Source organism: Janthinobacterium sp. GMG1, from assembly GCF_034427795.1.
GTDB lineage: Bacteria > Pseudomonadota > Gammaproteobacteria > Burkholderiales > Burkholderiaceae_D > Janthinobacterium.
Genome location: NZ_JAXQNT010000004.1, coordinates 199,861 through 223,552 on the forward strand (window position 1 = coordinate 199,861; position 23,692 = coordinate 223,552).

At 55.9% G+C, this 23,692-nt stretch carries 19 protein-coding genes and 1 pseudogene; 6 read left to right on the plus strand and 14 right to left on the minus strand.

Features of this window, described 5'->3' with window-relative positions; all coding sequences use genetic code 11:
* Positions 1 to 145: 145 nt before the first annotated feature.
* Both SJI03_RS12715 and SJI03_RS12720 read left to right on the plus strand, forming a co-directional pair.
* Positions 146 to 1,012 carry a phage integrase N-terminal domain-containing protein gene (locus SJI03_RS12715; RefSeq protein WP_099379537.1) on the plus strand — a complete coding sequence of 289 codons (867 nt, stop codon included), beginning with the start codon at positions 146 to 148 and terminating at the stop codon, positions 1,010 to 1,012.
* A gap of 136 nt (positions 1,013 to 1,148) precedes the next feature.
* On the plus strand, positions 1,149 to 1,349 hold the full coding sequence (locus tag SJI03_RS12720) for a helix-turn-helix transcriptional regulator (protein WP_099379536.1): 201 nt from the start codon (positions 1,149 to 1,151) through the stop codon (positions 1,347 to 1,349).
* A 169-nt stretch (positions 1,350 to 1,518) separates the two neighbouring features.
* Here the strand turns inward: SJI03_RS12720 and SJI03_RS12725 are convergent, their stop codons facing one another.
* The gene (locus SJI03_RS12725; protein ID WP_322427423.1) at positions 1,519 to 2,442 is read right to left on the minus strand and encodes an AAA family ATPase; all 924 of its coding nucleotides are present in this window, start codon (positions 2,440 to 2,442) and stop codon (positions 1,519 to 1,521) included.
* A 444-nt stretch (positions 2,443 to 2,886) separates the two neighbouring features.
* Between SJI03_RS12725 and SJI03_RS12730 the strand changes: the two genes are divergently transcribed.
* Both SJI03_RS12730 and SJI03_RS12735 read left to right on the plus strand, forming a co-directional pair.
* The gene (locus SJI03_RS12730; protein ID WP_099379535.1) at positions 2,887 to 3,891 is read left to right on the plus strand and encodes a hypothetical protein; all 1,005 of its coding nucleotides are present in this window, start codon (positions 2,887 to 2,889) and stop codon (positions 3,889 to 3,891) included.
* Positions 3,892 to 4,255: 364 nt separating this feature from the next.
* Positions 4,256 to 4,975, plus strand: a complete 720-nt coding sequence (locus SJI03_RS12735; RefSeq protein ID WP_099379534.1) for a hypothetical protein — start codon at positions 4,256 to 4,258, stop codon at positions 4,973 to 4,975.
* A gap of 112 nt (positions 4,976 to 5,087) precedes the next feature.
* Here SJI03_RS12735 and SJI03_RS12740 read toward each other — a convergent pair whose 3' ends face one another.
* Together SJI03_RS12740 and SJI03_RS12745 are read right to left on the minus strand one after the other, a co-directional pair.
* Positions 5,088 to 6,485, minus strand: coding sequence for a UvrD-helicase domain-containing protein (locus tag SJI03_RS12740; RefSeq protein ID WP_070291178.1), 1,398 nt, complete (start codon positions 6,483 to 6,485; stop codon positions 5,088 to 5,090).
* Positions 6,478 to 8,205, minus strand: a complete 1,728-nt coding sequence (locus SJI03_RS12745; RefSeq protein WP_099379533.1) for an ATP-dependent nuclease — start codon at positions 8,203 to 8,205, stop codon at positions 6,478 to 6,480. The genes SJI03_RS12740 and SJI03_RS12745 overlap by 8 nt, the downstream gene beginning before the upstream one ends.
* 176 nt (positions 8,206 to 8,381) lie before the next feature.
* On the opposite strand from SJI03_RS12745, the gene SJI03_RS12750 reads away from it, so the two are divergent.
* On the plus strand, positions 8,382 to 9,539 hold the full coding sequence (locus SJI03_RS12750) for a hypothetical protein (protein ID WP_233516270.1): 1,158 nt from the start codon (positions 8,382 to 8,384) through the stop codon (positions 9,537 to 9,539).
* Here SJI03_RS12750 and SJI03_RS12755 read toward each other — a convergent pair.
* The 9 genes and pseudogenes from SJI03_RS12755 to SJI03_RS12795 form a co-directional block, all read right to left on the minus strand.
* Positions 9,513 to 10,031 carry a hypothetical protein gene (locus SJI03_RS12755; protein WP_099379532.1) on the minus strand — a complete coding sequence of 173 codons (519 nt, stop codon included), beginning with the start codon at positions 10,029 to 10,031 and terminating at the stop codon, positions 9,513 to 9,515. The genes SJI03_RS12750 and SJI03_RS12755 overlap by 27 nt on opposite strands.
* Positions 10,028 to 11,173: an ImmA/IrrE family metallo-endopeptidase gene (locus SJI03_RS12760; RefSeq protein WP_099379531.1), complete on the minus strand. Its 1,146-nt coding sequence runs from the start codon at positions 11,171 to 11,173 to the stop codon at positions 10,028 to 10,030. The genes SJI03_RS12755 and SJI03_RS12760 overlap by 4 nt, the downstream gene beginning before the upstream one ends.
* On the minus strand, positions 11,170 to 11,754 hold the full coding sequence (locus SJI03_RS12765) for a hypothetical protein (protein WP_070291182.1): 585 nt from the start codon (positions 11,752 to 11,754) through the stop codon (positions 11,170 to 11,172). The genes SJI03_RS12760 and SJI03_RS12765 overlap by 4 nt, the downstream gene beginning before the upstream one ends.
* Before the next feature lie 1,917 nt (positions 11,755 to 13,671).
* Complete coding sequence (locus SJI03_RS12770; RefSeq protein ID WP_322427424.1) at positions 13,672 to 14,820, minus strand: hypothetical protein; 1,149 nt, start codon at positions 14,818 to 14,820, stop codon at positions 13,672 to 13,674.
* Positions 14,821 to 15,677: 857 nt separating this feature from the next.
* Complete coding sequence (locus SJI03_RS12775; RefSeq protein ID WP_322427425.1) at positions 15,678 to 17,081, minus strand: hypothetical protein; 1,404 nt, start codon at positions 17,079 to 17,081, stop codon at positions 15,678 to 15,680.
* Entirely contained in the window at positions 17,081 to 17,539 is a 459-nt protein-coding gene (locus tag SJI03_RS12780; RefSeq protein WP_322427426.1) for a hypothetical protein, read from the minus strand. The genes SJI03_RS12775 and SJI03_RS12780 overlap by 1 nt, the downstream gene beginning before the upstream one ends.
* Positions 17,540 to 17,813: 274 nt before the next feature.
* A pseudogene (locus SJI03_RS12785) lies at positions 17,814 to 18,038 on the minus strand (integrase core domain-containing protein); the annotation flags it as partial.
* Between the two features lie 117 nt (positions 18,039 to 18,155).
* Positions 18,156 to 19,736: an isocitrate lyase gene (locus SJI03_RS12790; RefSeq protein WP_099379526.1), complete on the minus strand. Its 1,581-nt coding sequence runs from the start codon at positions 19,734 to 19,736 to the stop codon at positions 18,156 to 18,158.
* 443 nt (positions 19,737 to 20,179) lie between these two features.
* Positions 20,180 to 21,487 (minus strand): MFS transporter, encoded by a 1,308-nt coding sequence (locus tag SJI03_RS12795; protein WP_322427427.1) that lies wholly within the window; start codon positions 21,485 to 21,487, stop codon positions 20,180 to 20,182.
* Between the two features lie 151 nt (positions 21,488 to 21,638).
* Between SJI03_RS12795 and SJI03_RS12800 the strand changes: the two genes are divergently transcribed.
* On the plus strand, positions 21,639 to 22,355 hold the full coding sequence (locus tag SJI03_RS12800) for an SDR family oxidoreductase (RefSeq protein ID WP_322427428.1): 717 nt from the start codon (positions 21,639 to 21,641) through the stop codon (positions 22,353 to 22,355).
* Between the two features lie 25 nt (positions 22,356 to 22,380).
* Here SJI03_RS12800 and SJI03_RS12805 read toward each other — a convergent pair whose 3' ends face one another.
* Together SJI03_RS12805 and SJI03_RS12810 are read right to left on the minus strand one after the other, a co-directional pair.
* Positions 22,381 to 23,112 carry a hypothetical protein gene (locus SJI03_RS12805; RefSeq protein ID WP_322427429.1) on the minus strand — a complete coding sequence of 244 codons (732 nt, stop codon included), beginning with the start codon at positions 23,110 to 23,112 and terminating at the stop codon, positions 22,381 to 22,383.
* Positions 23,096 to 23,617, minus strand: a complete 522-nt coding sequence (locus tag SJI03_RS12810) for a DUF1993 domain-containing protein (protein WP_099379521.1) — start codon at positions 23,615 to 23,617, stop codon at positions 23,096 to 23,098. Before SJI03_RS12810 ends, SJI03_RS12805 begins: the two co-directional genes overlap by 17 nt.
* Positions 23,618 to 23,692 lie beyond the last annotated feature (75 nt).

The window sequence follows — 23,692 nt, forward strand, 5'->3', positions numbered from 1 at the left end:
AACCGCATACACGGGAGTGGTGTCCCGAGGCCCTTGATTCAACCTTTTCTGCCGAGGCAGTGAGGGTGGCCAGAAACACTTACCAGACAGGATTACACCACGCAACATCGATGTGGAAACCCAAGATCGAAGGGATGACTTTGCCATGCGCGACCTGAACTACCAGCTCAAGCAACTGTGTCACCGCAACCGGGATGGCAGCTTTGCGACGCAGGCCGACCGCGAGCGCCTATTAAACCTGTGCGCCAACGACCTGGCGGAGCGGGGCTTCCAGCATATGAGCGTGGACAGCCTGAAACCAAAGCATGTGGCGGCGCTGCTCGACAAGTGGAAGCAGGATGGCGTCAGTACCGGAACGATCAAGAATCGCATGAGCGCCCTGCGCTGGTGGGCCGAGAAGATCGGCAAGGAGAACATCATTGCGCGCACCAACGGCGAATACGGCATCGCGGAGCGGGTGTTTGTCACCAATGTCTCGAAGGCGAAGGTGCTCGACGCCGACACGCTCGCCCGCGTGAACGATCCTTGTACGCGCATGTCCCTGCAACTGCAGGCGGCGTTTGGTTTGCGGCGCGAGGAAAGCATCAAGATCAAGCCGGGATGGGCCGATGGCGGGAACATCCTGCGGCTGCAGGATAGCTGGACCAAGGGTGGCAAATACCGGGAGGTGCCGATTGCCACCATGCAGCAGCGCGCCGTACTTGATGCGGCCAAGGTGCTGGCGGGCAAAGGCAGCTTGATTCCGGCGCAGTTGCGCTATCGGGACCAGTTGAACCGCTTTCGTGCGCAGTGCGACAAGGCGGGTATCCATGGCGTGCATGGGCTGCGCCATGAGTACGCGCAGCGGCGCTATGCCGAGTTGACTGGCCGACCTAGTCCAGCCAGTGGCGGCGCGACCTCCAGACAGCTGGATGCTTCGCAAAAACTCGCAGATCAAGCTGCGCGGCTGAAGATTTCGACGGAGATGGGACATGGACGTGAGCAGGTCACTTCCATCTATCTGGGCAGATGACCGCCCGCTGGTATGAGGGCTGTAGCGCATGGAATAGACGAGATGCACAAGCGGCAGCCCTGGGGCTGCCGGAATGATCGCGGAGAGTCGGCATGACTCTCCATTGTTTGCTGTTCATCAATCGAAGGAGAATCGTATGACCACGACTAAAAAATTCCTCCGCTTGCCTGCGGTCATCGAGGCTACCGGCTGGTCCCGCGCCACAATCTGGCGCAAGGTGAAGGCGGGTGTGTTACCAGCGCCGATTCCCATCGGCCCCAAGTCCGTCGCCTGGGATGCAGAGGAGATCGCTCAATGGCAACAACGCTGTATTGACGCTAGGCGTGGAATCGCTTGAGTGGGAGTTAATAGTGGCTGAATTAGAAGCGCCCCACCTCGTAAAACGTCACGGGGTGGGCCTACCGGCCCTCCCCGAATCGTCCAACTGCTACCGCTGCGCGGCAGCACCGCGCGTTCGTGGTTCTAATTAGGTATCTACTGAGTATGCTTTTACGGCGTCCAATGCATCAGTCTGTGTCCGAATGGCGGATCTGACCCTGGCGGTGGCTGCTGCGGGCTTGGAGCTTGGCGGCGACGCCATCGAGCGCGGCTTGCTCCGTGCGGGCCGCTTCAAAGCCATTTAAAAGCTCCAGGCGCGTCAAACCAACGACAGCGGGCGACACGGCGTTGAGGATGCCTTCCAGCTCCTGCAGACGGCCTGGCGCATCGGCCGATCCAATGAGCGCTTTGAGTCCGGCGTAAGTCTTTCCCTCGGAATGTGTAAGAGCGAGCGCTTCCTCATCGTTCGCCAGGTCCAGCAAGGTTTGCGCCTCGCCATTGACCGTGGCTTGGTCGGAGGCCAGAGCGGTTCGTTTTCCCGTCAACGCAAGTTGCTTGGCGCCGGTCAGCGTGAGTTGCTGGTCGATGGACTCGTTGAAATGACCCACGAACTCGTTGAATTTCTCCATGCCGAATAGCGTGGCGATCAACTCCGTCCGTTGGCCCGGTGGCTTGGCCGCTATTCGGGAGAACGCGTCGATGCGATTTTTCTCTATGAAGCAGAATCGGAAGGTGTCAATGTTGGCTGCGACGGGCACCTCTCGATTATCGTGGCTGGTCGCTCGAAGAGCTGGCGGATCGAATCGGCGCGCGTGCGTATTGGTCAAGTAGACGCGAGCTTCGATGCGTTTGGTGTCTGCTTCCTCCACTGAGCCCAACAGGGCATATTCCAAGCCTTCGCAGAAGCTGGTTTTGCCACTCCCGTTGGGCCCATAGAATAGGATCACTCTCTTTTGAAGGTCGAACGGTTCGGGCGTTCGGAAGCCTCGGAACGGGCCGAGCGTCAAGCTCCGCAATCGGCGCCACGGCCATGCGCCATCGGCTACCGCTTGTTGGATGTCCGGTGGCCCGTCGGGTGTCTGCGCCCACGATTTGCGCGCGTAGTCGACCAAATAGAGGGAGCGCTGACTGCGTTGGCGCTATGTCTGCGCCAGGCCATCAAACTGGCTGAGCGCAAGGTTGGCCAAGCGGCGAACGTCTTGCGGGGCTTGTGTTTCTGGCCGATGGAGCCATGCCACGAACTGCTCGAAATCTCGCTTCAAAGACGCCATGCTGCTCCTTAGTGTGTTCATTGCCTGCGATAGCATCGCGAGCGTGTCACGCGAGGCATGAAGTTTAAATTTATTTTTAAACAATAGTAGTTTATAGTCGTGCTTTTGCGCAACAATTATTGAGCGCCGCACATTGGCTACCAAGAAGCAAGCTGCCTTGGGCGGGGCCAAAGCACGAATGGACGACGATGACCGATGCATGGCCTTCGTTGGAGCGCCGGAGGGCGCGGATTGCTGCAAGTTTCTGCACGAGCTGCTCAGCCATGCGTTGAGTCAGTCGTAGTGATGTTCAATCCAGAAAGGGGCAAAATGATACGGTGCGCAATTGTCGAACAGAAGGACTTTGAACCAAAAGGTCGTCCGAGGAAAACAAGCGACGAAATGAATGCGCGCTTTTCCTTTGAAGGAAGCGCTCAATTTGGTCCGGCGCTCACGCAGGCCGTTCGCCACTTATTCGGGAAAGAGGCGCATGATTCGGCGGAGAACGTGGTCAACTTGTTGGTCATACGCGCGCACGGAGAGGAGAGGACAGGAACCGAGTTAATCGCTGGAAATGGCGAAAGGATCAGCCTAGACTTATTCAGAGACCATTTCAAAACACTTCCGGAAAATCTTGTGATTTATTTGGATGTTTGCTGGGGGGCTTTCCCGGCGGCGGCATCAATGGTTGGCGGCATCGTCAGCAAAGGCCAAACGGGAGTCCCGATTGTGGTCGGCCCATTGGTCGCAGTTCGTGTCGACCACTCCGAAAAAATTCTAGCCGAGCTTCGAAGGACATTGGAAAATGGCGTCTCGTTGATTGCTATTCGTGCCCTTGCCCATACTTACAATGACAATCAACGCTACCGGGATTGTTATGGCGTGGATTTCATCATTGGCATCCATCAGCCAGATGGAACGTTTTATCCTCCGGACGCTATGAACCAGTTGGCTGCTCCTGTCCAGGCCAAGGAGTTTTTCGTTATTGAGTCCTTTCGCTCGCACAACGGATTGGCGAACGTCCACTGCGTTTTGCGAAGCCAAAAAAACCAAATTGAATATATCACCTCAACAGCTTGCTTGCTCATTCCCGGCGAGCTCAATATCAGTTTGAGTGAGTTCGACACTATCCCCTATATGCAACGTGTGGTTGGCAGCAAATATCAAATTGTTGATGAATCGCCGGAGAGGATGGGATATCGGGTGATAGTTCTCAACAATCCAAAATTTGAAAAGCCTCGTAATCAGGATGGAACGGTTGCGTTTAGGTCGCCTGCCGTCAACGTGGCTGCAGCCGACACGGAAACGTAGTTTCGAGGGCTGTTTCACCATCGCGGCGACTTTGGACACGCCTCCGATGTGATGAGCGTCCTTCACAAATTTTGTTGAACACCATGAGCAGCCATGACGATTGACTCTGCTCGCTCTGCCTGCCGTGATCTGCTCTAGTGATAGTCTCTTGCTGGCTGCGTAGTTCTTGCAAGACCTTTGCCAGCATCGCCGTGGCATGCCGAAAGCAATCGCTGACCTCAATCCAGCTAGATTTTGTTCAGGGGCCACCCGGCGATATTTCGTGAACGCATATTTTAAATTTGCCGAATGCTGGATTGTTTCATTGGCCGGCCTACGTCGTTGGGCCGTCCGCTTCATACAACGCTTTTTATTAAGGAATTCGATGACCTTCACCGACAAACTCTTCGATGCATTGGGCGCCTGGCAAAAAGGCTGGCGCGATGACAGGGTCCTGCGCTCAACGCTCGCAGCGAACCTTCAGTCATGCGCGGCGCAACTGCCCATGGAGTTCAGGTCGGTTGCTGAGGTCTGCTATCGGAAGCGATTCCTCCACAAGGGCGAGCTGGCCGAGATTATCTTGGCGGATAGCAAGGGTGAAGGTTTGGTAAGCTGGACGACAAAACGTCAGTTTGCTGAGCGCTTCAACGGAAAGTTCATGCCGGGGGCTGTCTCGGGCGCGATTTTTCGACATCGTCCGGAACCATCCGAGGTTGTATTGAACGTGTCTGCCCTTTGGGAGTGTGAGGCTTTTCGGATTGCCGCCGAGTCCTACCGCGATCGGTCTGGTGAGCATGCCTACGCCCTTTTCAACTTTACAGATGGGCAAGGGGAGGTGATGCTTGAAGCGCCGTTGCGAGGCTCGGAAATCGTTGCGCTCACTGGAGCGTCAAGCCCGTTCGATGAATTATGTGAGCAGGCTGGCATCCCGGAGTCGCAACGCGATGAACTATTCAAGAAAATGGTGAAGCAAGGGACCTACTTTGAGGAAGCTCGATATATTGATGAAGATGGCGCGCAGCGTGCTATTTACAATACATTGGTTTCGCTCCACAAAAGAATCAAGGAAGAGAAAGCAAAAAGGCTCTCAGAGAAGGCTATCTAGCAGGGCCTGCGCAATAATCGAGCCTCTTGTCTGGAACGTCCGGGCCTATGCGAACGGCGGCCTTTGCGTAGAGACTATTTTTTTACCAACTCTCATTTTAAAGTCGCCTTAATCAAACTTTTGGCTTAGGAAATTTCAAGAGCCGATTGGAGGACGCGATCGTTAGTGTTCTTGTTGCTCGTGAGATCGCCACGTAGAAAAGCTTTGCTTGGGCGGTGTCCTCGTTCGCAAAATGTGCTGCGTTCGGGATTACAACATGATCAAATTCCAGCCCTTTCAGCAGGAGTGGCGTGGAGACTGTTCGAGTTGGCAAGCGCCTGCCTGAATTGGTCATTCGTTGTCGAATATTGGCGGCGGCCTCGGCCATGGTTTCGCAGCGACTAGATTCCAGTTCGGCGATCGCTCGCTCTGTATCTCGCCAGATTTCACCGCGGAAGATTCTCCAGAGTGAACGCTTGCGCGCCAATCCGAACAACTTCCTCAGCGATACCGCTCCAGTTCCATCGCCGAGCGTTTTGGCGATGGCGTTCATCTCTGCGGCGACGGCTTCGTCTTCGAGATCGGGCGCATCTCCTTCCTTGGCTTGTTTTTTGTGGACGCATTCGTTGATCAAACTTTTGACTGCGGCCAGTCGTCCGGCGTTGTCTGGCGACGAATCCCAAGCCTCGGCGAAGCTTTGCAGCCTACCGGCCGCCATTTCTTCGATGGCTTGGAAGCCACCACTGGTCGCTCTAGCCAATTGGTAGCAGGTCCCTTTCCTGCAATGGATGGCGGCCTGCGTGCCGTCCCTGGCGTCGATGCCATCGAAGAACAGGCCCATGTCAAAGACATCGTCCGTTTGCCGGAATGTGATGGGGCCATCGGCCAGATCGATGGGCTCGCCCGCCATGAGCTTTTCACGAGTCTCCGCGATCCAAATGCCCAACTCAGGATTCTTTTCGTTCCAGCGGTGCGGAGTTTCCAAACTTCCGGCAAAGGGAAAGCTCCCATGGATTTGGCCTTCCCAGCTCAGCGTGGCGCCGGCAAACTCGAAAATCCCCTGCATCGGATCGCCAAAGATGAGCGTAGGGACGATGTCCGATAAGGCGACGGCGAGCTCATGCTGCAACAAATTGCAGTCTTGATACTCGTCGATCAGGATCTTGTCGTATGAGGAGGCAACGACGTCCCGCACCGCTTGCACCATGAGCGCCAAAATGGTCCCGCGATAAAGCTGATCCCATTCGCCTCCATTCTTTGGCATGCCTTCCGGTGGCTTTGCCACTCCAGGAAAGGCGTTGGCATACCGCATGCACCAGCCAGCGATGGTGTCGACCGCCATCGCATGATGGGAGATGCCCAGCCGCTTTAGGCGGCTGCGTATGGCATGCACGCCCGCATGGGTGTGCGTCAGGATCAAGGCGCGCCGGCCCAACGCCGCGACCTTGGCGATGATTTCTGTTTTTCCATGCCCGGCCGGCGCCACGACAGCGCCGATCTTCATGGCTGCCAGTTCGACCGGCTCAGGCATACAGCCAAGCCTCGACGGCCGCCAACGTCTTTGCGAGAGGAGACTCGGGATTGGCGACGGCGATGCCCCAAGCATGCGGAGCCAGTCCCCGGCCAATGCGTTGATCCTTGAACCATTTCTTGCGCGACGTGACCTCGGCGATGATCTCGCGCAGCTCCTGGCCTGACTTTCCGAATGTATCTTCCCACTCGCCAAAATCGATGCCGGCGTTGGTGCGGTCAAGGCCCGGGATCTTCGCAGCCAAGTTGTCGTTGACTGTATCGTCTCCTCGCTGCAGCCTGGCGTAGCCTAGCAAAGCCTGCACTGCGTCATCGTTGGCCACGCTGAATATGGCTTGCTCCGTGTTGAGCATGTCCCCATATTCAAATACTGGCACATCGGCATTCTCCAAGTCCGCGATGTTGTCGGCATTTAGAGCGACGTCGGAGTCGCGGAAGAGCGCGGTGGGATAGCCAAGGTTCGCCAACGCCAACGCGAGCGCGCAGGCTTGATTTCCATTGCCATCGGTGATTGCGGCGCCGAGCTGCTCGATCGGCTTGTTCTTATGGCGCGGCGGCCATTTCTCACGGATGCCCGTCATCATGCCCACCTCGGTCATGCCCTCGGTAACGAGAATGCGCCGTGCGAACATCGCGCGCGGCGTGTGGCGGAGCAGGGCATTGATCGGATCGGGCGTTCCAGGTGAAAGTAGAATGGTTTGGCGACCAGGGCGGGACATGTTGACTACATAAAGTCCAGAGCCGCCGGTTTCGCCCAACGCGATGTCGGAGTGGGTTGTCATCAGGACTTGGCCAATTGGATCTCCGAACACCATGGCGCTATCCTGATCTGACTTGAGTTGAGATATGGCGCCGATGATCCGGTGGGGCTCGAGGCCGTGCTCGATCTCGTCGATGAGGATGATCCCGCCTTCGGTAATGGCTGACCGTTGGATGCCCAAGGTCGCCAAGCGGCGCGTGCCCAACCCTGCCAAGCGCAACGGAACACCGTCATCGTGCAACGCGATCGATCCCGATGAGAGGCCCGAGCGTCCCAGCTCCAAACCGGGCTGGTATGCTCCATCGACATAGGCGCCCAACGCTTTGGCGTGGCGCTCGGCGGCGGCGGCTGTGTCGGCCAGCGATTTGATCTGGTCGAGTTGCGCGCTGTCGCGAGCCGCCCGATATGCCTCGGACAGTCGCGCCGCCGCTTCGCTGTTGTCGCCGGTGAGACGCGAAAGCACGGACCCTTGTCCCCATGCCAAATGGCGGGCGTCGTCGCCTGCGAGCCGCACCAAACCGAAAAGAGCGCGGTCGCGATTGGAAATCGTCCGGGGCGTCTCCATACGGTCGCAAACCATCTCCCATACAGGCTCAAGCGTGGCGTCGACAGTGAGCCGGACGGTGAGCACGGCCTCGTCACCGTCTTCCGGTTCGTCGCGCAGCGCTCCTTCTTCTGTCCAGCCGCGAATATATAGACCGAAGCGCTCATCGGATTTGAGTGCCTTCGACAGTTCGCCGACCGTCACTTCAATTTCGATAGTGTTGCTTGTATCGCACGCGAAAAAGTCAGATTCCGAAAATGAGAACCATCTGGAGTTCAGTGCTGCCTCGGCCGCGTCCAAGATCGTGGATTTGCCAGAGTCGCCTGCGCCAATGAGGCAGCAAAAGGGATCGCGCGGAGTCCAGAGCATGCGGGATACGCCGCGAAAATTATTGATTTTGAGATGCCTGATCTGCATGGCTGCTTTCAATGGATTTCGTCGATGTTTCTTTATAAACAATAGTAGTTTATATTGATGACAATCGGCAAGGACTGTTGAAAATGCCTAGAATTTTTAGAGTCCATCGGTGCGCTCCAGGTCGACGGAATTGTGGAGTTGGCATTTGGAGAATCGCGATGGGAAGGAATGACCATATGAACGATGACGACGAGGCTGGCAATCTTCATCCCGAGGCCTATAAGCGCGCCTACACCGGCCAACAGTGTGAGATCGTAAGTGTTGGCAAGCGGCGCGATGGCGGAACACGATACTGGTGTGTCGAACATCATGCCAACGCCACCGCAAAATACGGCAAGCCAGCGGAGAAATGTGTCGCGGCGGACGATGAACCGATCAGCAAAGAGGACACGCTTGATTTGAATCTGAGCGAGTTTCCCGGGGGCGTGGCCTTGTGGGGCTCAGTGCCGTCGGTGTTCGACACGACCGTGAAGCCAGTCGACCGTGGCATCCACGTGCATGCTCGATATGATCTCGATGGCGAGAAAATGATTGACTGGACTTATCGAAAGCTGAGGATACCGTTGGCGAGGGATTTGATATCGGGAAGCTGGACGGAGGTCGACGAGATCGATGCGATTAATTTTATGGTGTCGGGGGTATTCGGATTCAAGACGATTCCCGTGGAGTGTGGGCATTGTGGATTTGCGCACTTGGATCGCGATTGGTTCGCGGTGCACTATCATCAGCGCCATCAATGCCACGGTTGCGGAAAGCAGTTTTCGGACAAGGTTCCCGGGGTTGGAAACCCGGTGGCCTATTTGAAGATGATGATCGAGAAGGGGCCTTCCGTTCAGATTCCGGCGCCGCGAGAAATTCAGATAGATCAGCGCGATTTCCCCGGAGGCATTCAAATATGGGGCTCGAATGCCGCCATCCTTTGGACCTCCGACAAGCCGGAGGAGACCGGCGTTCATCTCCATTGCTTCAAGTCGCTCGACGCCGCCGTCCCGCAGATCGACAATACTTATTCCAAAGTGACGATCGATGGCAGGGAACTCAACGCCGAGCATGTTCGGACATACATGGCGCAGAGCGCGATGCCGCACCTGGACGGGAGGATTATATCAATCTGCTGTCCGGCATGTTCGATGGAACATTTCGATTCTGGGGCAGACGCCTATACTCCCCACGTCGAACATGTTTGCCACGGATGCGGCGCCATGTTCAAAACAAAGGGACAGCTGAAAAAAACCATCTGCAACCCGTTTGTCGCGCTGAGAGCCCAATTGGCTTCAAACTCGCCGAACCCCCTGCGCAATGACTCGCTAGGTTTGCGACCTGAGACAATCTAGGCCGGCAAACTCGTTAAAATGATCGGACGGCAATGGCGGAAGGTATCCGCCATGGGCGATCATCTTTGTGTAAGCGGCCATTGCCTCGTCCGACCTCAGAACGGCCGCCTTAACCGTCATCTGCAACAGCCCAATAGAGCCCATCACCTTGGCGGAGTCGAGCCGCTTCTTGGCGCAGTTCCGCGCGGCCCTATCGTCGCATGCGAAGTGGCAAGGAATGGCCTCTGCCGCCAAGATGCACTCTGTCTCTCCATCGCCCAAGTTCAATTCCGCCTTTGCTTTGGTGAAATCCGACATGGAGATCATTTCGCCATCCAAGAGATCTAAGAAGCCGGCCTTGATGGCGCCCTTTACAACCGATGCGATCGTCTTCGATTCGTCGACGACCATGCCGCTGATCAAAAAACGCGTCCCAGGCAAATGGAAGACGCGCAACAGCACTTCGCCGTTGACGAGGTTGATCAGCGTTGAGGCGTCGATGATTATTATCACGCCAAGTAGCCTCTGCTCGGGGAGGAAAAGCTTTCGTGGGCGGCGAATAGGACAGTGGCGGGCATGTTGAGCAACTCTGCGGCTTTGCCCATCGACATCGAACCGGATCTAATTTTTTTCACGGCATGCCGAAGCAAAACGGGAGACGGATCGATTCGAAGTTGATCCCTCGGCGGCAGCTCCAAAGCATCTGCCCGCTTTTCGGGGTTTCCAAATTCAGCGGTGAGTTTCTGATAGAGCGCTCTGGCTCCGTTTCGTGGGAGCAAGCCGAGTTGCTCGCATCGCCTAGCGGTGACTTCGAAGCCGAGATTGTAGAACCTGGCCAACCAAAGAATTTCGATGTCTCCTAGCGGGCCGGTGCTTTGTAGTTCGGACCTGACTGCGCTTAGGAAGCGTATGACTCCCTCCTTGGGAAGAAGCAGCGAGGAGGCGAAAGCGTCAGCGAATTTCTCCTCCTCCCTGCCCGACACACCCTCGATGGTGTTGCCATCGACCTCGGAGTCGAAAAGAGCGAAATTCTCGCCGGCCCGCGAATGATGAGCGACGAGATGGCCGAGCTCGTGACCAAGCGTGAACAGCATTCGGGGAGCAAAAGTTCTTGCGCCAATGAAAATGAACGCTCGGTTGTCAACGATGGCGGAGACGCCCTCGATGGTGGAGTCGCGACAAAAAAGAATGAAAATGCCAAGTTCAGCTGCGATCTGCGAGAGGTTCTGCAGCGGTTCGAGAGCGTCGGCCCGCGAGAAGAGCTTCCTAAAAACGGTGGCGAAGCTTTCCGCTGATGAGGTTCTGGGGTCCATTCCCCGAAACGCGTCCAACCAGCGCAAATCAGTGGGCAGGTCCGATGCGAAAGCCAGCACGTCCCTGATTTGAGCCGAAAGCAGCTCAACGGATGTCTGCTTGGCGACGTCCTGTTGCGCGAGGGTCTGCCGAAAAAGCATTTTGATGGGCTCTGGGGGAGCTTGCTCAGTGAACGCCGACAGGGGAACGCGGAGCACCTTTGCGATCAGCCTCATTTCTCCGAGCGTGGCCTGGGCGCCAGAGTCGACCTGCCGCAGCCGCTCGGACGACAGGCCGGATTTTTTGGCAGCAGCATCCCAAGTCATGCGACGGCTCGATAGATGCTCTGCGATGCTAATCACGATCGCGCCTCCCGTTTGAGATCGTCGAGGGCGGACCTGATGCGGTAGGCTTGGTCATCTGAAAGCTTTCTGAATCGCCCGATGATTTGTCGGATTGTGGTGGCCTCGGGCTTGTCAAAGACATTCGACAGTATTGAGACCGATCGCTCGCGGCCAAGTTCAATCTCTCGCGGAGTCTCCAATGCCACCGGATTTTTCCCGACCAAGTAATTTCTGATCCGCTTGTCAAAATTCCCGTGGCTATCGCGCGGGTCATGCAACCCTTCGGCGGTAACGATGATGTTGCCATGCCTCTGGCCGGACTCATCGAAGGTCAGGCGGTTCTCAGGAAACGCATCAAAGGCCGCGATCTGGTCTTCGAGCTTGCTGTCAATTTCAAGACCGCCAATGACATACTGATTGACACGCTTTCCCATGCTGCCGCTGATGACAAAGATATGGTCGCCCAGTTTCACCAATCGGCGCAGGTCAGGTCGGCAAGTCCCCATGGTGGGCCTGGCGCCGGCGCGCAAAATCGGGTCCGCCAGTGGCCGCCCCATGCCCGGATCAGAACCTGGCGAAATGAAAATGTAGCTGGACATGGCATCTCTCACTTTAACGAATAAGTGCTGTTATTTTGAACAGTATTCAAAATATTGCAAGCAAGCCGTCGAGAAAGTTGTCTATTGGCTACATGGGCATATTTAGCTTGGGATATTTCTCACCTAGTTGCCGGGAAACGGAGCAGCGCCGTCAGGTCAACATCCGGGTGGAGTGAACACTTGGATTTGTCCGATAGTCGCCTGAATGAGATTAATGCCGTACTCGCAGATGCCATTTGGGATACGGGGAAACGCGCTTGAAGTTCCAGAATGGTGACCGCCAATGTCGAGGTGTCGCGAAACCATTTGGGACCAGAAGGCCACTCAATATCGACAAGAAGGTGCCTTGGTCCGTTATGCTGCCCGACATTGGCATCCTTAAAGCTTCAGTTTGCGTACTTAGCGTGAACAAGTTTCGGTTCTAGCCAGGCGGCCAATATTTCGACTGCACATATGGCTTCTTCCAGCGACTGCCGGGTTATGTGCAGTGATGGGTTTATCAAATAGCCTCTATTCCAATCATCGTTGGACGGAAGCAACCATCTTAGCTCTTCCGGATTGATGAACAAGGGCCTCGGATATTTGTCCAACGTATTTTGGTCGTGCTGAATCGAAAGTGTCCCTATCATTTCTGGATGTTGCTCGCGATTGCGGGCAAATATCATCTGCTCAATGATTCCAGCGTCGGCGGGACATTCAACCCAGTTGAGATGGACCCCGTGTATCGAAAGGACACGACGAAATCGATCCAAGGGGCTCTCTCCCTTTTTGCCTTTGTCTTGGATGCCTAACTGCGCACTCCACGTGTTGAGGTACAGTTTAAAGGTATTGGACAGTAACGAAATGCAGGTCCGGCCGACGACCTGTATCGCTGTCTCTGCTTCAGACCATTTTGCCAAAAATGCTGGTTCCCCATCCTCACTATAAGGCGGAATAAAAGGATCTTCTTGAGCTCGTATTTTTCCCTGCTCTCAAATGGCGCGATTGCGACGTTGTGAAAGTTGCGAATGAACTTCGTATGGTCTTGCAGAAAGTACAGTACATCCATAGACACCTCCGCTTCAAGTGAGAGATGCATACCGATTGTGGAAAAGGCATCGGTTCAGAAATCGCCACATTCATACCAGCGCGAAATCAACGATGCCAATAGGGACAGTTAAGCTATCCTAGCAAGAATCATCGTCTACGTGGGTATTTGTGGCCGCTTGTGACACGGATCAGTGGCATGAGCAGGAGTCGGCGGCTTGCGGTATGAAGCAGGGACTAGAGTCGAGGCTTGAGTAGAAATTGGTGGCTCACGCAGGACTCGGTGCTAGCCGCATTGATATAGGAGCTAGTGGCCGTACTGGAGCAAGAATCGGTGGCCGTTCTGATGAGAATACGCACCGAACTGGCGAGCAAGAGCCCGCTTGAGGGACCACCGAGGAACATTTTGTGTCCCGCGAGAGATCGTCATAGAGCATTCCATTCCGGCGAGCACGATTTGCTGTACAGGCAGGACAACTAGTAGTGAGGAGTGCCATCCATTGTCTTTACTCTGGTTTTGGCCGAAGGGGCATGGTTGGGGGCATTCCGAAGTTCTGGACGATTGAGACGCGGTATTGGTGGGGCCTTTCCCGGATGATAGGAATCCCCCTCTCCCGCCAAAGACGAAAAAGAAAAAGCTACCCTCGGGTAGCTTTTTTTTCGTCTGTAGGCGGAGAGAAGCACGCCCCCTGCGGGGCGTGCGCCGGGGATTCGAAGGGTCGGGCCTACCGGCCCGGCCCTCTCCGAATCGACTGACTGCTGCCGCTGCGCGGCAGCCTCGCGCGCCTGCGGCGCGCGTTCGTGGCTCTAATTAGGTTTCGGCTGAGCTAGCTTCTACGGCGCCCAATGCATCAGCCCGTGTCCGAATAGCGGACCTGACCCTGCGCGTGATCAGTTAGAAATTTTCTTATATCTTTTCAAAAATAATCGCTTGATTTCGCGTCCGGTCGCTGGGACGGTTTCGATGCGTTCCTCGCAAGTAAACTCATAGATCGCATTTGTGATCACCATACCGCTCAGACTCAGGGAACTTTCTGGCAAAATTTCGCCGGAATAAGTTTCCAGATCATCTTCACTTATAATCTTCCAGTTTCCAGCTTTATCAGCGGCGAGATCAACGCGGCCATGTATCACCACTTCTTGAAACGTTAAATCAGTACGCTGGCGACACACGTCATAAAGTTGTCTAATTTCATCGATGTCTAAACGAGATTTGCTGGCTGAACTCATGGAGGGATTAGCCCACTCCATGTGAATTCCGGCCGAGTGTTCTGAGAGAAATCCCAGCATTTTTATCAATGAGGATGCTGTATGACCTTTAACGGTTTGTAGATATTCGATCGCAGCGGCTGTATTCAACGCAGATGCCAGGAACTTTTGCATCTGTGTCATTGCAGCGGTAAAAACGGGACTTTCACCATTAATATCACTGGGATAAGCGCTGCGAAACTTTATCTTGAATGAGCCTTGCGCAAAACCAAAAACATCGGCTGCGAAAGAGTCATCATCTCGCTTCAATGGTCTTTTAGCTGTACGGGCAGCTCCACGGGATAGATTTTTAACGATGGCTTGAAAAATAAAAAGGAAGCCTCCCAATGTTGCAGAGCGAATACGAGCGGAATGAGCAGCCTCGGGAACTTCGAGGGAGACGAAGGAAACGGTTGTGTTAAGTTCAGCCGCAGTTTGAGCTACTTCGTCGAAGTCAGTAAAGATCAGTCCGAGACCGGGCAGTGAGTCGACAGGAAACGTGGTGTAGTCTGCACGTTCCGTTACCATTACGCTGGCATCTTCGGCACAGATTTGAGCCAAGTGAAATTCCGGCATCTCAGGTGATTCAAATACAGTACGAAGCTCAATTTCCCCTGTTGTTAACATCATGGCACGTGTTGGTGAGACGGCCACACACGAATATATTGGACCACGTTTGGTGTCCTCGTCACTTATCATGCACACGTACATGCAGCCGACCTGATCCTTCGCAAGGAAGACCTGCGGGATGTCATAAAACAATAGAACGAGGTCTTGGGTGAGTATTTTCATCGTCAGCCTATACCACTTTTTCTAGAACTGGGTAGTCTGTGGCACGCCACCAAGAAAAATGGCTGGGAGCACCGTTCTTCTCGATCAATCCCGCCGTCGACTCAAGCTTTACAGGAGTGACGGCCTTGTGACGATGTCTAGGGAGTAGGAGCAATTTCTGAGCGGCCTGGAAGTCGTCAAATACCGATATAGCCATAGCCCGGCATTCAGAGGTATTGTATTTTTGGCTCGGATTCAGCTTACGATGCGACCAAAAATCTTCGCACGTCACGACTGAGCTATCCGTTACACGGTAATAGATGCCATTCGGGAGGCAGGCATTTGCTGGTGGGCACTGTTCAGGTAATGGTTCAAACCACATAGTAAAGGCAGGGGCGCTAATCTTGTCATCATAATACAGCGGGATTTACTAAAATGTAATGCAAATATCGCAGTTGAACCTAGTGTTGGATCTGCAACTATCACAACATTGTCGCGGGCGGCCTGCCACAAGGCTAAGCGTGGACGGCAGCAATAGGTCGAACACGAATGATCTCGGTTGTGTGGCTTCCTATTGCGATGCGGGGTCACGACGCGGGGTCCGGTTTGCCATTCGGACACGGGCTGATTCATTCAGCGCCGCAAAAGCCAGCTCAGTCAGAACCACGAAACCACGCCCTCGGCGGGCTGAGCTGCCTGTACCCGCACAGTGGGCAGGGTCGATTTGACGAGGACAGGGCTAGTAGATCAGACCCTTTGATTCCCCCTGAGGGCTATGCACTCATGTCGCTAAAGGCTTCTGCGGCACCCAAAGCATCAATCCGTGTCCAAATGACGGACCTGATCCAGGCGCCCGCCGGCGCCCGGCACGTACCAAGTCAAATGATGGGATCAAGGTTCATTGGTATCGCCTGAAACGCAATCCGGCGCAAGAGATCCGAAGCGTCGGCTGTACCAATCTGCATTTGCTTTTCGGTAGCGGCGAAACCCATGCGTGAAAGTTCAATGGCCGCAACACCAGACACTTCAGCAGGAACGATTCGTAAGAGACGGGCCATACCAGCACCAGCAATTGATGGTCGCTGTAGCAATCCAGTCAGCCATCTGTTGAGCCCATAGGCCTTCATACTATATGTGCATTGATCAACGAGTTGGATTTCAAGATCGACTTTGCGAACAACTTTAGCATACCAATTTGCGATCTCATTAGGCGCTATTTCAAGCAGTTTATCTATTTCTCGCTGATACAGTTGTTCCAATTCTTTGTACACGCACTGTTCTGTATAACCCCACATGAGAGTGCGGACTGCCTGATCTTCCGCAGACTGAATGCGGCCACACATTTGCGACCACCAGGCTTCGTGCCCGCTCACTGCCAAAATATTTCGGAGTTCGCTGATACATCGGTGGAGGTCATGCCAGGCATCGTCTAGAACAAATCGCAGCGCCTCCTGAAGTCCACCGTCGCCGGCACCAATAATGCGAACAACGCGGTTGCCTGAGAGAGCTTTGCTAATATCTACCTCCAGACCAGAATATGAAAAAAAATCTCTTGCCGCAGCGGTTTGTGCGCTACTCTTGTCTAAACCAAAACCAAGTGCGAAGACAACGATTTGTGATTTTAAATATTTCGCACTGAACTCATTGGTGACCTTGACTAGTACAGTCTTGCTCGCTGTATTCGAGCTGATGTCGCCCATGTCATCGATACGATGGTTGCATAAAACGTCGAGAGAACCAGCATACTTAACTTTATAGTTGCTAAGCTGATCAAGAAACGTTTTCCTTAGATCGCTTCCAACCATAGCTTTAGCCGGGAATCGTAATGCTGCTGCCGTTGACCGCAGATGGGCCGCCGTTACCTTGTCTCGCAGAGGGTCCATATAGGGAAATGCATGGTTTCCACTATGCTCGTGTGGCCAATCGTAAACTGTAGCGCTGAATAACCGATCACTGCCCAGGCCCAGTAGCGAAAAGCACTCGGAAGCGGCGTCCACAAGCTTTACTGATAACCCTAATTCACAGGCCATTAGGGCGGCAGAGACACCGCCGATTCCCCCGCCAATGACTATCACATTGGCTTCATCCGTTTTTGTCATCATTTTAGGACTGATGAGACCTGCGTGATGAGCTGCAAGGATGAGTGTTCGCCCCCTAATTAGCTGATCCTTCATACTGATGAATTTCATGTCGCGGTTCAGATCGAACTGAAGCGCTTGAACCTTGAATGCGAGGATTGCAAGCCCATCCTCGTCATCATTCATTGCATTGATAATAGTCATTAGAAACTTAACCCCTGCAACGCTTCCAAATCTACTTCAGCCAAACTGCGCTGGATCAAGAACTCGTCGCTAAGGGACAACGAAGCAACACTGTCAAATGGCAACGGAATATTCCGAGGTGCGACTGGAGATAGCACAGAAATATCGGACCCTCGCGGAATCGGTGATAAATCGACCGTACGCAGACGCTCAACCAGTGGGATTCGATTCGCTTGCTCAATTTGGGACCGCCCATCCGGCCAATACAGGTAGATGCCTGGACGCACTCGCTGGAGAATCTTCTCGTTGGCCAGTCGCCGGATGAATCGCCGAATTCCGTCCAGAATGTCCGATAAGAGGTTTCCACGTGACAGGAAGCCGGGTACCACGTCATTACGCAGCTTTTTTATTGTAACTATATTTCCTTCCCCGATTTGCGTCTTTAAATATTCTTTTACTGCCATTTCGAGTTCGTCCATGAAACCTCCATCTTCCGCGTTGGTCAAAGTACGAACCATAACGCCGCACGAGCCCTCCTAAAGGGAGGGCACACCATGTGAATCATCAATTCCAAGTATAAAGGCTTCCGAACCCTTCGACGATGTTTTTGCATGGGCTCAGTAAGTTGTTGAAATGTATCGATTCGAGCAAGACAGCATTTCAACTCTGCTTTATACGAAGATGATATTGAAATCGCCGATGATTTTGCCCCCATATTTAGACACAGCCAATCGTTTAGTTAGCGTCTCTTTCCTAAGCCCGGCGCGCCAGCTCCCTCCTTAAAATGCGAGGCGATTTCCATTTCAGCGAGGAATGCGAATGGACCTCGTTGAAGTGCATAAAGGAGTCTGGCAGCTGAGCCAGAAATATTTCTGCGCTGCTGCGCTCCATCAAGTTCAGATAGTCTCGTTTAAACGTGTTCACGAAGCTCTCAGCAATGCCGTTCGACTGTGAGTTGCCTATCGGCGTGTGCACCGGTCAATCCCATACGCATAATGTGTATCAATGTGTGTTCCAGGTCTGGCGATACGCAAGGTTCAGACGCAAAAAAGCCCGCCGAAGCGGGCTTTCTCACTCTACAGCCAAACCAAAATCTCAGAACTGGTTCATGGTGTTGTCTTTGCCAGCCGCCTTCAGCGCCGCTTCGCCGCTGAAGTAATCCTTGTGATCGTCGCCGATGTCCGAGCCGGACATGTTTTGATGTTTCACGCAGGCGATGCCCTGGCGGATTTCCTTGCGCTGCACGCCGGCCACGTAGCCCAGCATGCCTTGGTCGCCGAAGTATTCCTTGGCCAGGTTGTCGGTCGACAAGGCTGCCGTGTGGTAGGTCGGCAGGGTGATCAGGTGGTGGAAGATGCCGGCTTCGCGGGCCGAGTCGGCCTGGAAGGTGCGGATCTTCTCGTCGGCGGCGATCGCCAGTTCCGTCTGGTCATATTCCACGCTCATCAGCTGGGCGCGGTCGTAGGCGGACACGTCCTTGCCTGCCGCTTTCATGCCGTCAAAGATTTGCTGGCGGAAGTTCAGGGTCCAGTTGAACGACGGGCTGTTGTTGTACACCAGCTTGGCGTTCGGGATGACCTTGCGGATTTCGCTGACCATGCCGCCGATTTGCGCGATATGCGGTTTTTCCGTTTCGATCCACAGCAGGTCGGCGCCGTTTTGCAGCGAGGTGATGCAGTCGAGCACGCAACGCTCTTCGCCGGAACCGGCGCGGAACTGGAACAGGTTGCTCGGCAGGCGTTTTGGACGCAGCAGCTTGCCTTCGCGCTTGAGGATGACGTCGCCATTGCCCAGCGCGTCGGCCGACACTTCTTCGCAGTCGAGGAAGGAATTGTATTGGTCGCCCAGGTCGCCTGGTTCATTGGTGACGGCGATCTGCTTGGTCAGGCCGGCGCCCAAGGAGTCCGTGCGGGCGACGATGATGCCGTCGTCCACGCCCAGCTCCAGGAAGGCGTAGCGGATGGCGCGGATCTTGGCCAGGAAGTCTTCGTGCGGCACCGTGACTTTACCGTCCTGGTGGCCGCATTGTTTCTCGTCGGACACCTGGTTTTCGATCTGGATGCAGCAGGCGCCCGCTTCGATGAACTGTTTCGCCAGCAAATAGGTGGCTTCCGCATTGCCGAAACCGGCGTCGATGTCGGCGATGATGGGCACGACGTGGGTGACGTGGCCATCGATCTTGGCCTGGATGGCTTGCTTGGCATCACCTTGGGCTGCGTCCAGTTGGCGGAACAGGCCGCCCAGTTCGCGTGCATCGGCCTGGCGCAGGAAGGTGTACAGCTCGCGGATCAGGCTGGTGACGGCGGTTTTCTCGTGCATCGACTGGTCTGGCAGCGGGCCGAACTCGGAGCGCAGGGCGGCGACCATCCAGCCGGACAGGTAGAGGTAGCGGCGGTCGGTGCTGTTGAAGTGCTTCTTGATCGAGATCATCTTCTGTTGACCGATGAAACCGTGCCAGCAGCCCAGCGACTGGGTGTACTTGGATGGGTCCGCATCGTAGGCGGCCATGTCGTTGCGCATGATCTTCGCCGTGTAGCGGGCGATGTCCAGGCCCGTCTTGAACTTGTTCTGGGCGCGCATGCGGGCGGCGGACTCGGGATTGATGGCGTTCCAGGCGCTACCTTGTTGGTCTTTCAAACCGGCAACAGCCTTGATGTCGTCTTGATATTGGGACATGTGTATCTCCTAAAGAAAAACTAAGTTTGAGAAAATCGTCGAGTGCGCCGCCACGTCTTGTCGAAGCAAACTGCATGACTAAATAGTAGGCCGATTGGCGCTGATGTTCAAGTCTTATATAAGACATATAACTTAAATTAAGTCTTTGTTTTGCAAGGGATTAATTTATATTTTTCATGATATGAAATGAATTTTCAAAAAGTGAGAGAAGTAATTGCTGAGTCCGTCGCTTGAAATTCCGCGATGTGAAACGTCTTTTCAGAATTTGGTGCAGCGCGACAAATCGGGGCGAAAAAAAAGCCACCCGAAGGTGGCTTGGTATTCAAACACCTGACAAAACCGTAGCGAGCGGATGGGAGTTGTGGCTGAGAAGCGGAGCTGTGCTGTAGCACAGTGAGCATCGGAGGCCGCAAATCGCGACGCGCAGTAGGTTTTTTCAGGTGTTATTCACGGCCTACGGTTTGCCGCTGATCCCTGATAAACAGCGCCGTCAGCATGCCGACCACGCACACGCCGATCACGTAATAGGCGGGGCCCAGCACGTTGTTCTTCAACATCAGGGTCACGACCACGGGTGTCAGGCCACCGAAAATCGCGTACGACAAGTTGTAGGAAAACGACAGTCCCGAGAAGCGCACCTGCGCCGGAAACGCTTGCACCAGCACGTATGGCACGGCGCCGACGACTCCAACGAACAGGCCCGTCATTGCGTACAGGGGCAGCAGCAGGTCGGGACGGGTGCCGACGGTGGTGTAGAAGAGATACGTGGAAATGGCCAGCAGCACGGAACCGACAAAGATCACGCGCTTGCCGCCCAGGCGGTCGGCCAGCATGCCGGCGATGATGCAGCCGAAGGCCAGGCAGAGTGTTGCCACGGTATTGGCGACCAGGGTGGTGCGCGGCGCTATGTGGTGGATCTTTTGCAGCAGGGCCGGCGTCATCAGGATGACGACGACGATGCCGGCCGACAGCATCCACGTCAGCAGCATCGATACTACGACGGCGCCGCGGTGGCTGCGCAGCACGGATTTCAAAGGCATTTCCGTCGCCAGCGCCTTGCGCTGCTGCATTTCCGCAAACACCGGGGTTTCATGCAGCCAGCGGCGCAGATACATGGCGCCAAAACCAAAGATACCGCCCAGCAGGAACGGGTAGCGCCAGGCGCCCTCGGTGATTTCTGCCGGCGTATAGACGGTGTTCAAGCCCGTCGCGACGAGCGAACCGAGCAGGATACCGACCGTGAGGCCGGCCGTCAGCACGCCGCAGGCAAAGCCCGTGAAACGGCTCGGTACGTGTTCGGACACAAACACCCAGGCGCCCGGCACTTCGCCGCCCACGGCCGCGCCCTGGAAGATGCGCATCAACAGCAGCAGCAGCGGGGCGGCCAGGCCGATGGTGGCATACGTCGGCAGCAGGCCGATCAGCAAGGTCGGCACGGCCATCATCAGGATGGACAGCGTGAACATGCGCTTGCGGCCGAGCAAATCGCCGAAGTGGGCCATGACGATGCCGCCCAACGGACGCACCACGTAACCGGCGGCAAAGATGCCGAAGGTTTGCAGCAAGCGCAGCCATTCCGGCATTTCCGGCGGGAAGAACAACTGGCCGATGGCGTTGGCAAAGAAGACGAAGATGATGAAATCGTAGAACTCCAGCGCGCCGCCGAGGGCGGCCAGCGACAGGGTTTTATAGTCTTGTTGGGTGAGGGGGCGTGTTGCAGCGTTGCTTGCGGCGGTGTCGGAAGTAGGCATGTGTCTCGTTCTTGTGTGTTATCGGAGATTGCCAGACCTAGCATACGCATTTCCGCCGCGTGAGTAAATGCGGGGGGATGGGCAGTCGCCTCAGCTGTGCTTAATACAACGCCGCTATCATCAGCGTTGACTTCATTGGAAAGGACACAGTATGCACATCATGATCGTGGGCGCCAGCCGGGGCCTAGGACGCGCGCTGGTGGACGGTTTGCTCGCTGACGGTCATGCCGTCATCGGCGTATCGCGCCAGCAACCTGCCGACTTGCCTGCCGGCCAGGGTACCCAGCTGCAATGGATCGCGGCGGACCTGGCTGCACCGGCCGAGGCCGTCGAACGCATCGCGCGCGAAGCACCCGCCGCGCTGGACGCCGTGATCTACAACCTGGGCGTGTGGGAAGAAAAGGCCTTCAGCGACGACTACGCTTTCCTCTGCGATGCGGACGACACCATCGTCGACATGGTCAATACCAACATCACGGCGACGATATTGCTGCTCAAGCGCCTGGTGCCGCGCTTGCTGGCCAGCAGCAAGCCGCAGCTGATACTCACGGGGTCGACGTCCGGCCTGCGCCAGAGCGGTCGTCCGGAAGTGACGTTCAGCGCCTCGAAATTCGCCTTGAACGGCATCGCCGACGCCTTGCGCGAAGGTTTCCGTGTACAGGGGCTGGCCGTGACGGCGCTGCAGCTGGGCTACCTGAATACCTACGATGGCTTGTCCGTGCCGCTGGCGGATGCCGCCGCGCGGGGCGAAGGCGAGCTGATTCCCGTGCATGACGTCGTTGCCGTCGTGCGCATGCTGCTGAGCCTGTCGAATGCCTCGTTCGTGCGCGAACTGGTGATGCCGGCGCTGCGCGACGAGCGTTTCTAGAGTTTATGTGTCTTTGCCGTAGGCTTCAGGCAAACACTCTGCGCACGCAGCGTGCATAACCGTCAAACTCGCGCGCATTCTGATAGGCAACGCCCGTGTCAAAATCCTTGCACCAGGTTTCGCCGTCGATGTCGCCCGGCTCGCTCGACCAGTGCCAGTTGGGCCGGAATGCGTCTTTCAATGTCGCATACAGCAAGGTCTGCTCGCGCCGATCCGGCAGGCTGTGGCCGAGGCTGGCTGCCCAGGCCGATGCGGCTTGCCAAGAATGGTTCTCCAGCTCGCACTCGTCCGGTTGCAGCACCAGGTGGTAATCGGGCGCGCCATCCGTGCCGAGGATCAGGCCGGCGTAGCGTTCGCCCGGCTGCAGGGGGACGGGCGCCGCGGCCGCTGGCGCCAAGTTGACCCGTCGCACGGCGCAGGCGCGGCCTGGGTAAGTCTTGCGAAAGTTGTACTGGGTGCCGTTGTCGAAATCGTGGCTCCAGGCCATGCGGGGCAGGATGGCGTCCGCTTCCGACGACCAGTACCAGGCATCCGGGAAGGCGTGGCGCAAGTTGGCGTGCAGCAAGGCTAGTTCGCTGCGCGTCGGCAGGCAGGCGTCGCGCTCCGCGGCCCAGGCTAGCGCGTCTTGCCAGGGCAGGGCGCCGGCCTCGCCGGGCAGCAGGAACAGCTGGTAGCTGGCGCCGCCATCCTGGCCAGGCATGATGCCCGCGTAGAGTTCGCCGGCAACGGCGTCCTGGTCCTTATACCTGGCGTGCATAGGCAAACATATGTTGTACATACTCGGCCTTGCCGAGCGGCACGCCGTTATGGCGCAGGATGTTGTAGGCTGTCACCAGGTGAAAATAGAATTGCGGCGTGGCCCAGTTGACCGCGTATTCCTGGCCCGTCATGTCGAAGGTCAAGCCGCCGGCCAGGGTGATCGACACTGGCTGCTCTGCACCCGCGTCGATGGCTGCGCGGTCCGCCGCAGCGAGCAGTTCCAGGGTGTTCTCGATCAGCACCTTGGCTTCTCGCATGCTGGCGGGCGTGGCGAGCCGGGGCAGCGCCTGCTGCGTCAGCCGGCACACGGCTTCCTGCGCCTGGGTGCACGTGAATTCCACCTGCCGCGCCAGGGTGTGCATGTCGGGCGCCAGGCGCGCATCGAGCAGGTTTTGCGGATCGAAACCCAGCGCCTGGGCGCGTTCTTCGCCTTTAATTAACAGCGTCGTCAGGGAGCGCAGCATCTGCGCAAAGCAGGGGATGGTGATGGCGTAGACCGACATGGATTTCCTCAAGTAAAAAGGCGAGAGCAATACCGGCATTATGCCTATGCCAGCCGTGTTTCAGCGTGCCGCTTG

Bases quoted from the DNA above. Each gene is read 5' to 3' on its own strand.
- SJI03_RS12790 (WP_099379526.1), bottom strand. From the start codon at position 19,736: ATGTCCCAATATCAAGACGACATCAAGGCTGTTGCCGGTTTGAAAGAC.
- SJI03_RS12780 (WP_322427426.1), bottom strand. From the start codon at position 17,539: ATGGACGAACTCGAAATGGCAGTAAAAGAATATTTAAAGACGCAAATC.
- SJI03_RS12735 (WP_099379534.1), top strand. From the start codon at position 4,256: ATGACCTTCACCGACAAACTCTTCGATGCATTGGGCGCCTGGCAAAAA.
- SJI03_RS12715 (WP_099379537.1), top strand. From the start codon at position 146: ATGCGCGACCTGAACTACCAGCTCAAGCAACTGTGTCACCGCAACCGG.
- SJI03_RS12750 (WP_233516270.1), top strand. From the start codon at position 8,382: ATGAACGATGACGACGAGGCTGGCAATCTTCATCCCGAGGCCTATAAG.
- SJI03_RS12730 (WP_099379535.1), top strand. From the start codon at position 2,887: ATGTTCAATCCAGAAAGGGGCAAAATGATACGGTGCGCAATTGTCGAA.
- SJI03_RS12775 (WP_322427425.1), bottom strand. From the start codon at position 17,081: ATGACTATTATCAATGCAATGAATGATGACGAGGATGGGCTTGCAATC.
- SJI03_RS12810 (WP_099379521.1), bottom strand. From the start codon at position 23,617: ATGTCGGTCTACGCCATCACCATCCCCTGCTTTGCGCAGATGCTGCGC.
- SJI03_RS12745 (WP_099379533.1), bottom strand. From the start codon at position 8,205: ATGCAGATCAGGCATCTCAAAATCAATAATTTTCGCGGCGTATCCCGC.
- SJI03_RS12720 (WP_099379536.1), top strand. From the start codon at position 1,149: ATGACCACGACTAAAAAATTCCTCCGCTTGCCTGCGGTCATCGAGGCT.
- SJI03_RS12800 (WP_322427428.1), top strand. From the start codon at position 21,639: ATGCACATCATGATCGTGGGCGCCAGCCGGGGCCTAGGACGCGCGCTG.
- SJI03_RS12805 (WP_322427429.1), bottom strand. From the start codon at position 23,112: ATGCACGCCAGGTATAAGGACCAGGACGCCGTTGCCGGCGAACTCTAC.
- SJI03_RS12740 (WP_070291178.1), bottom strand. From the start codon at position 6,485: ATGCCTGAGCCGGTCGAACTGGCAGCCATGAAGATCGGCGCTGTCGTG.
- SJI03_RS12795 (WP_322427427.1), bottom strand. From the start codon at position 21,487: ATGCCTACTTCCGACACCGCCGCAAGCAACGCTGCAACACGCCCCCTC.
- SJI03_RS12770 (WP_322427424.1), bottom strand. From the start codon at position 14,820: ATGAAAATACTCACCCAAGACCTCGTTCTATTGTTTTATGACATCCCG.
- SJI03_RS12765 (WP_070291182.1), bottom strand. From the start codon at position 11,754: ATGTCCAGCTACATTTTCATTTCGCCAGGTTCTGATCCGGGCATGGGG.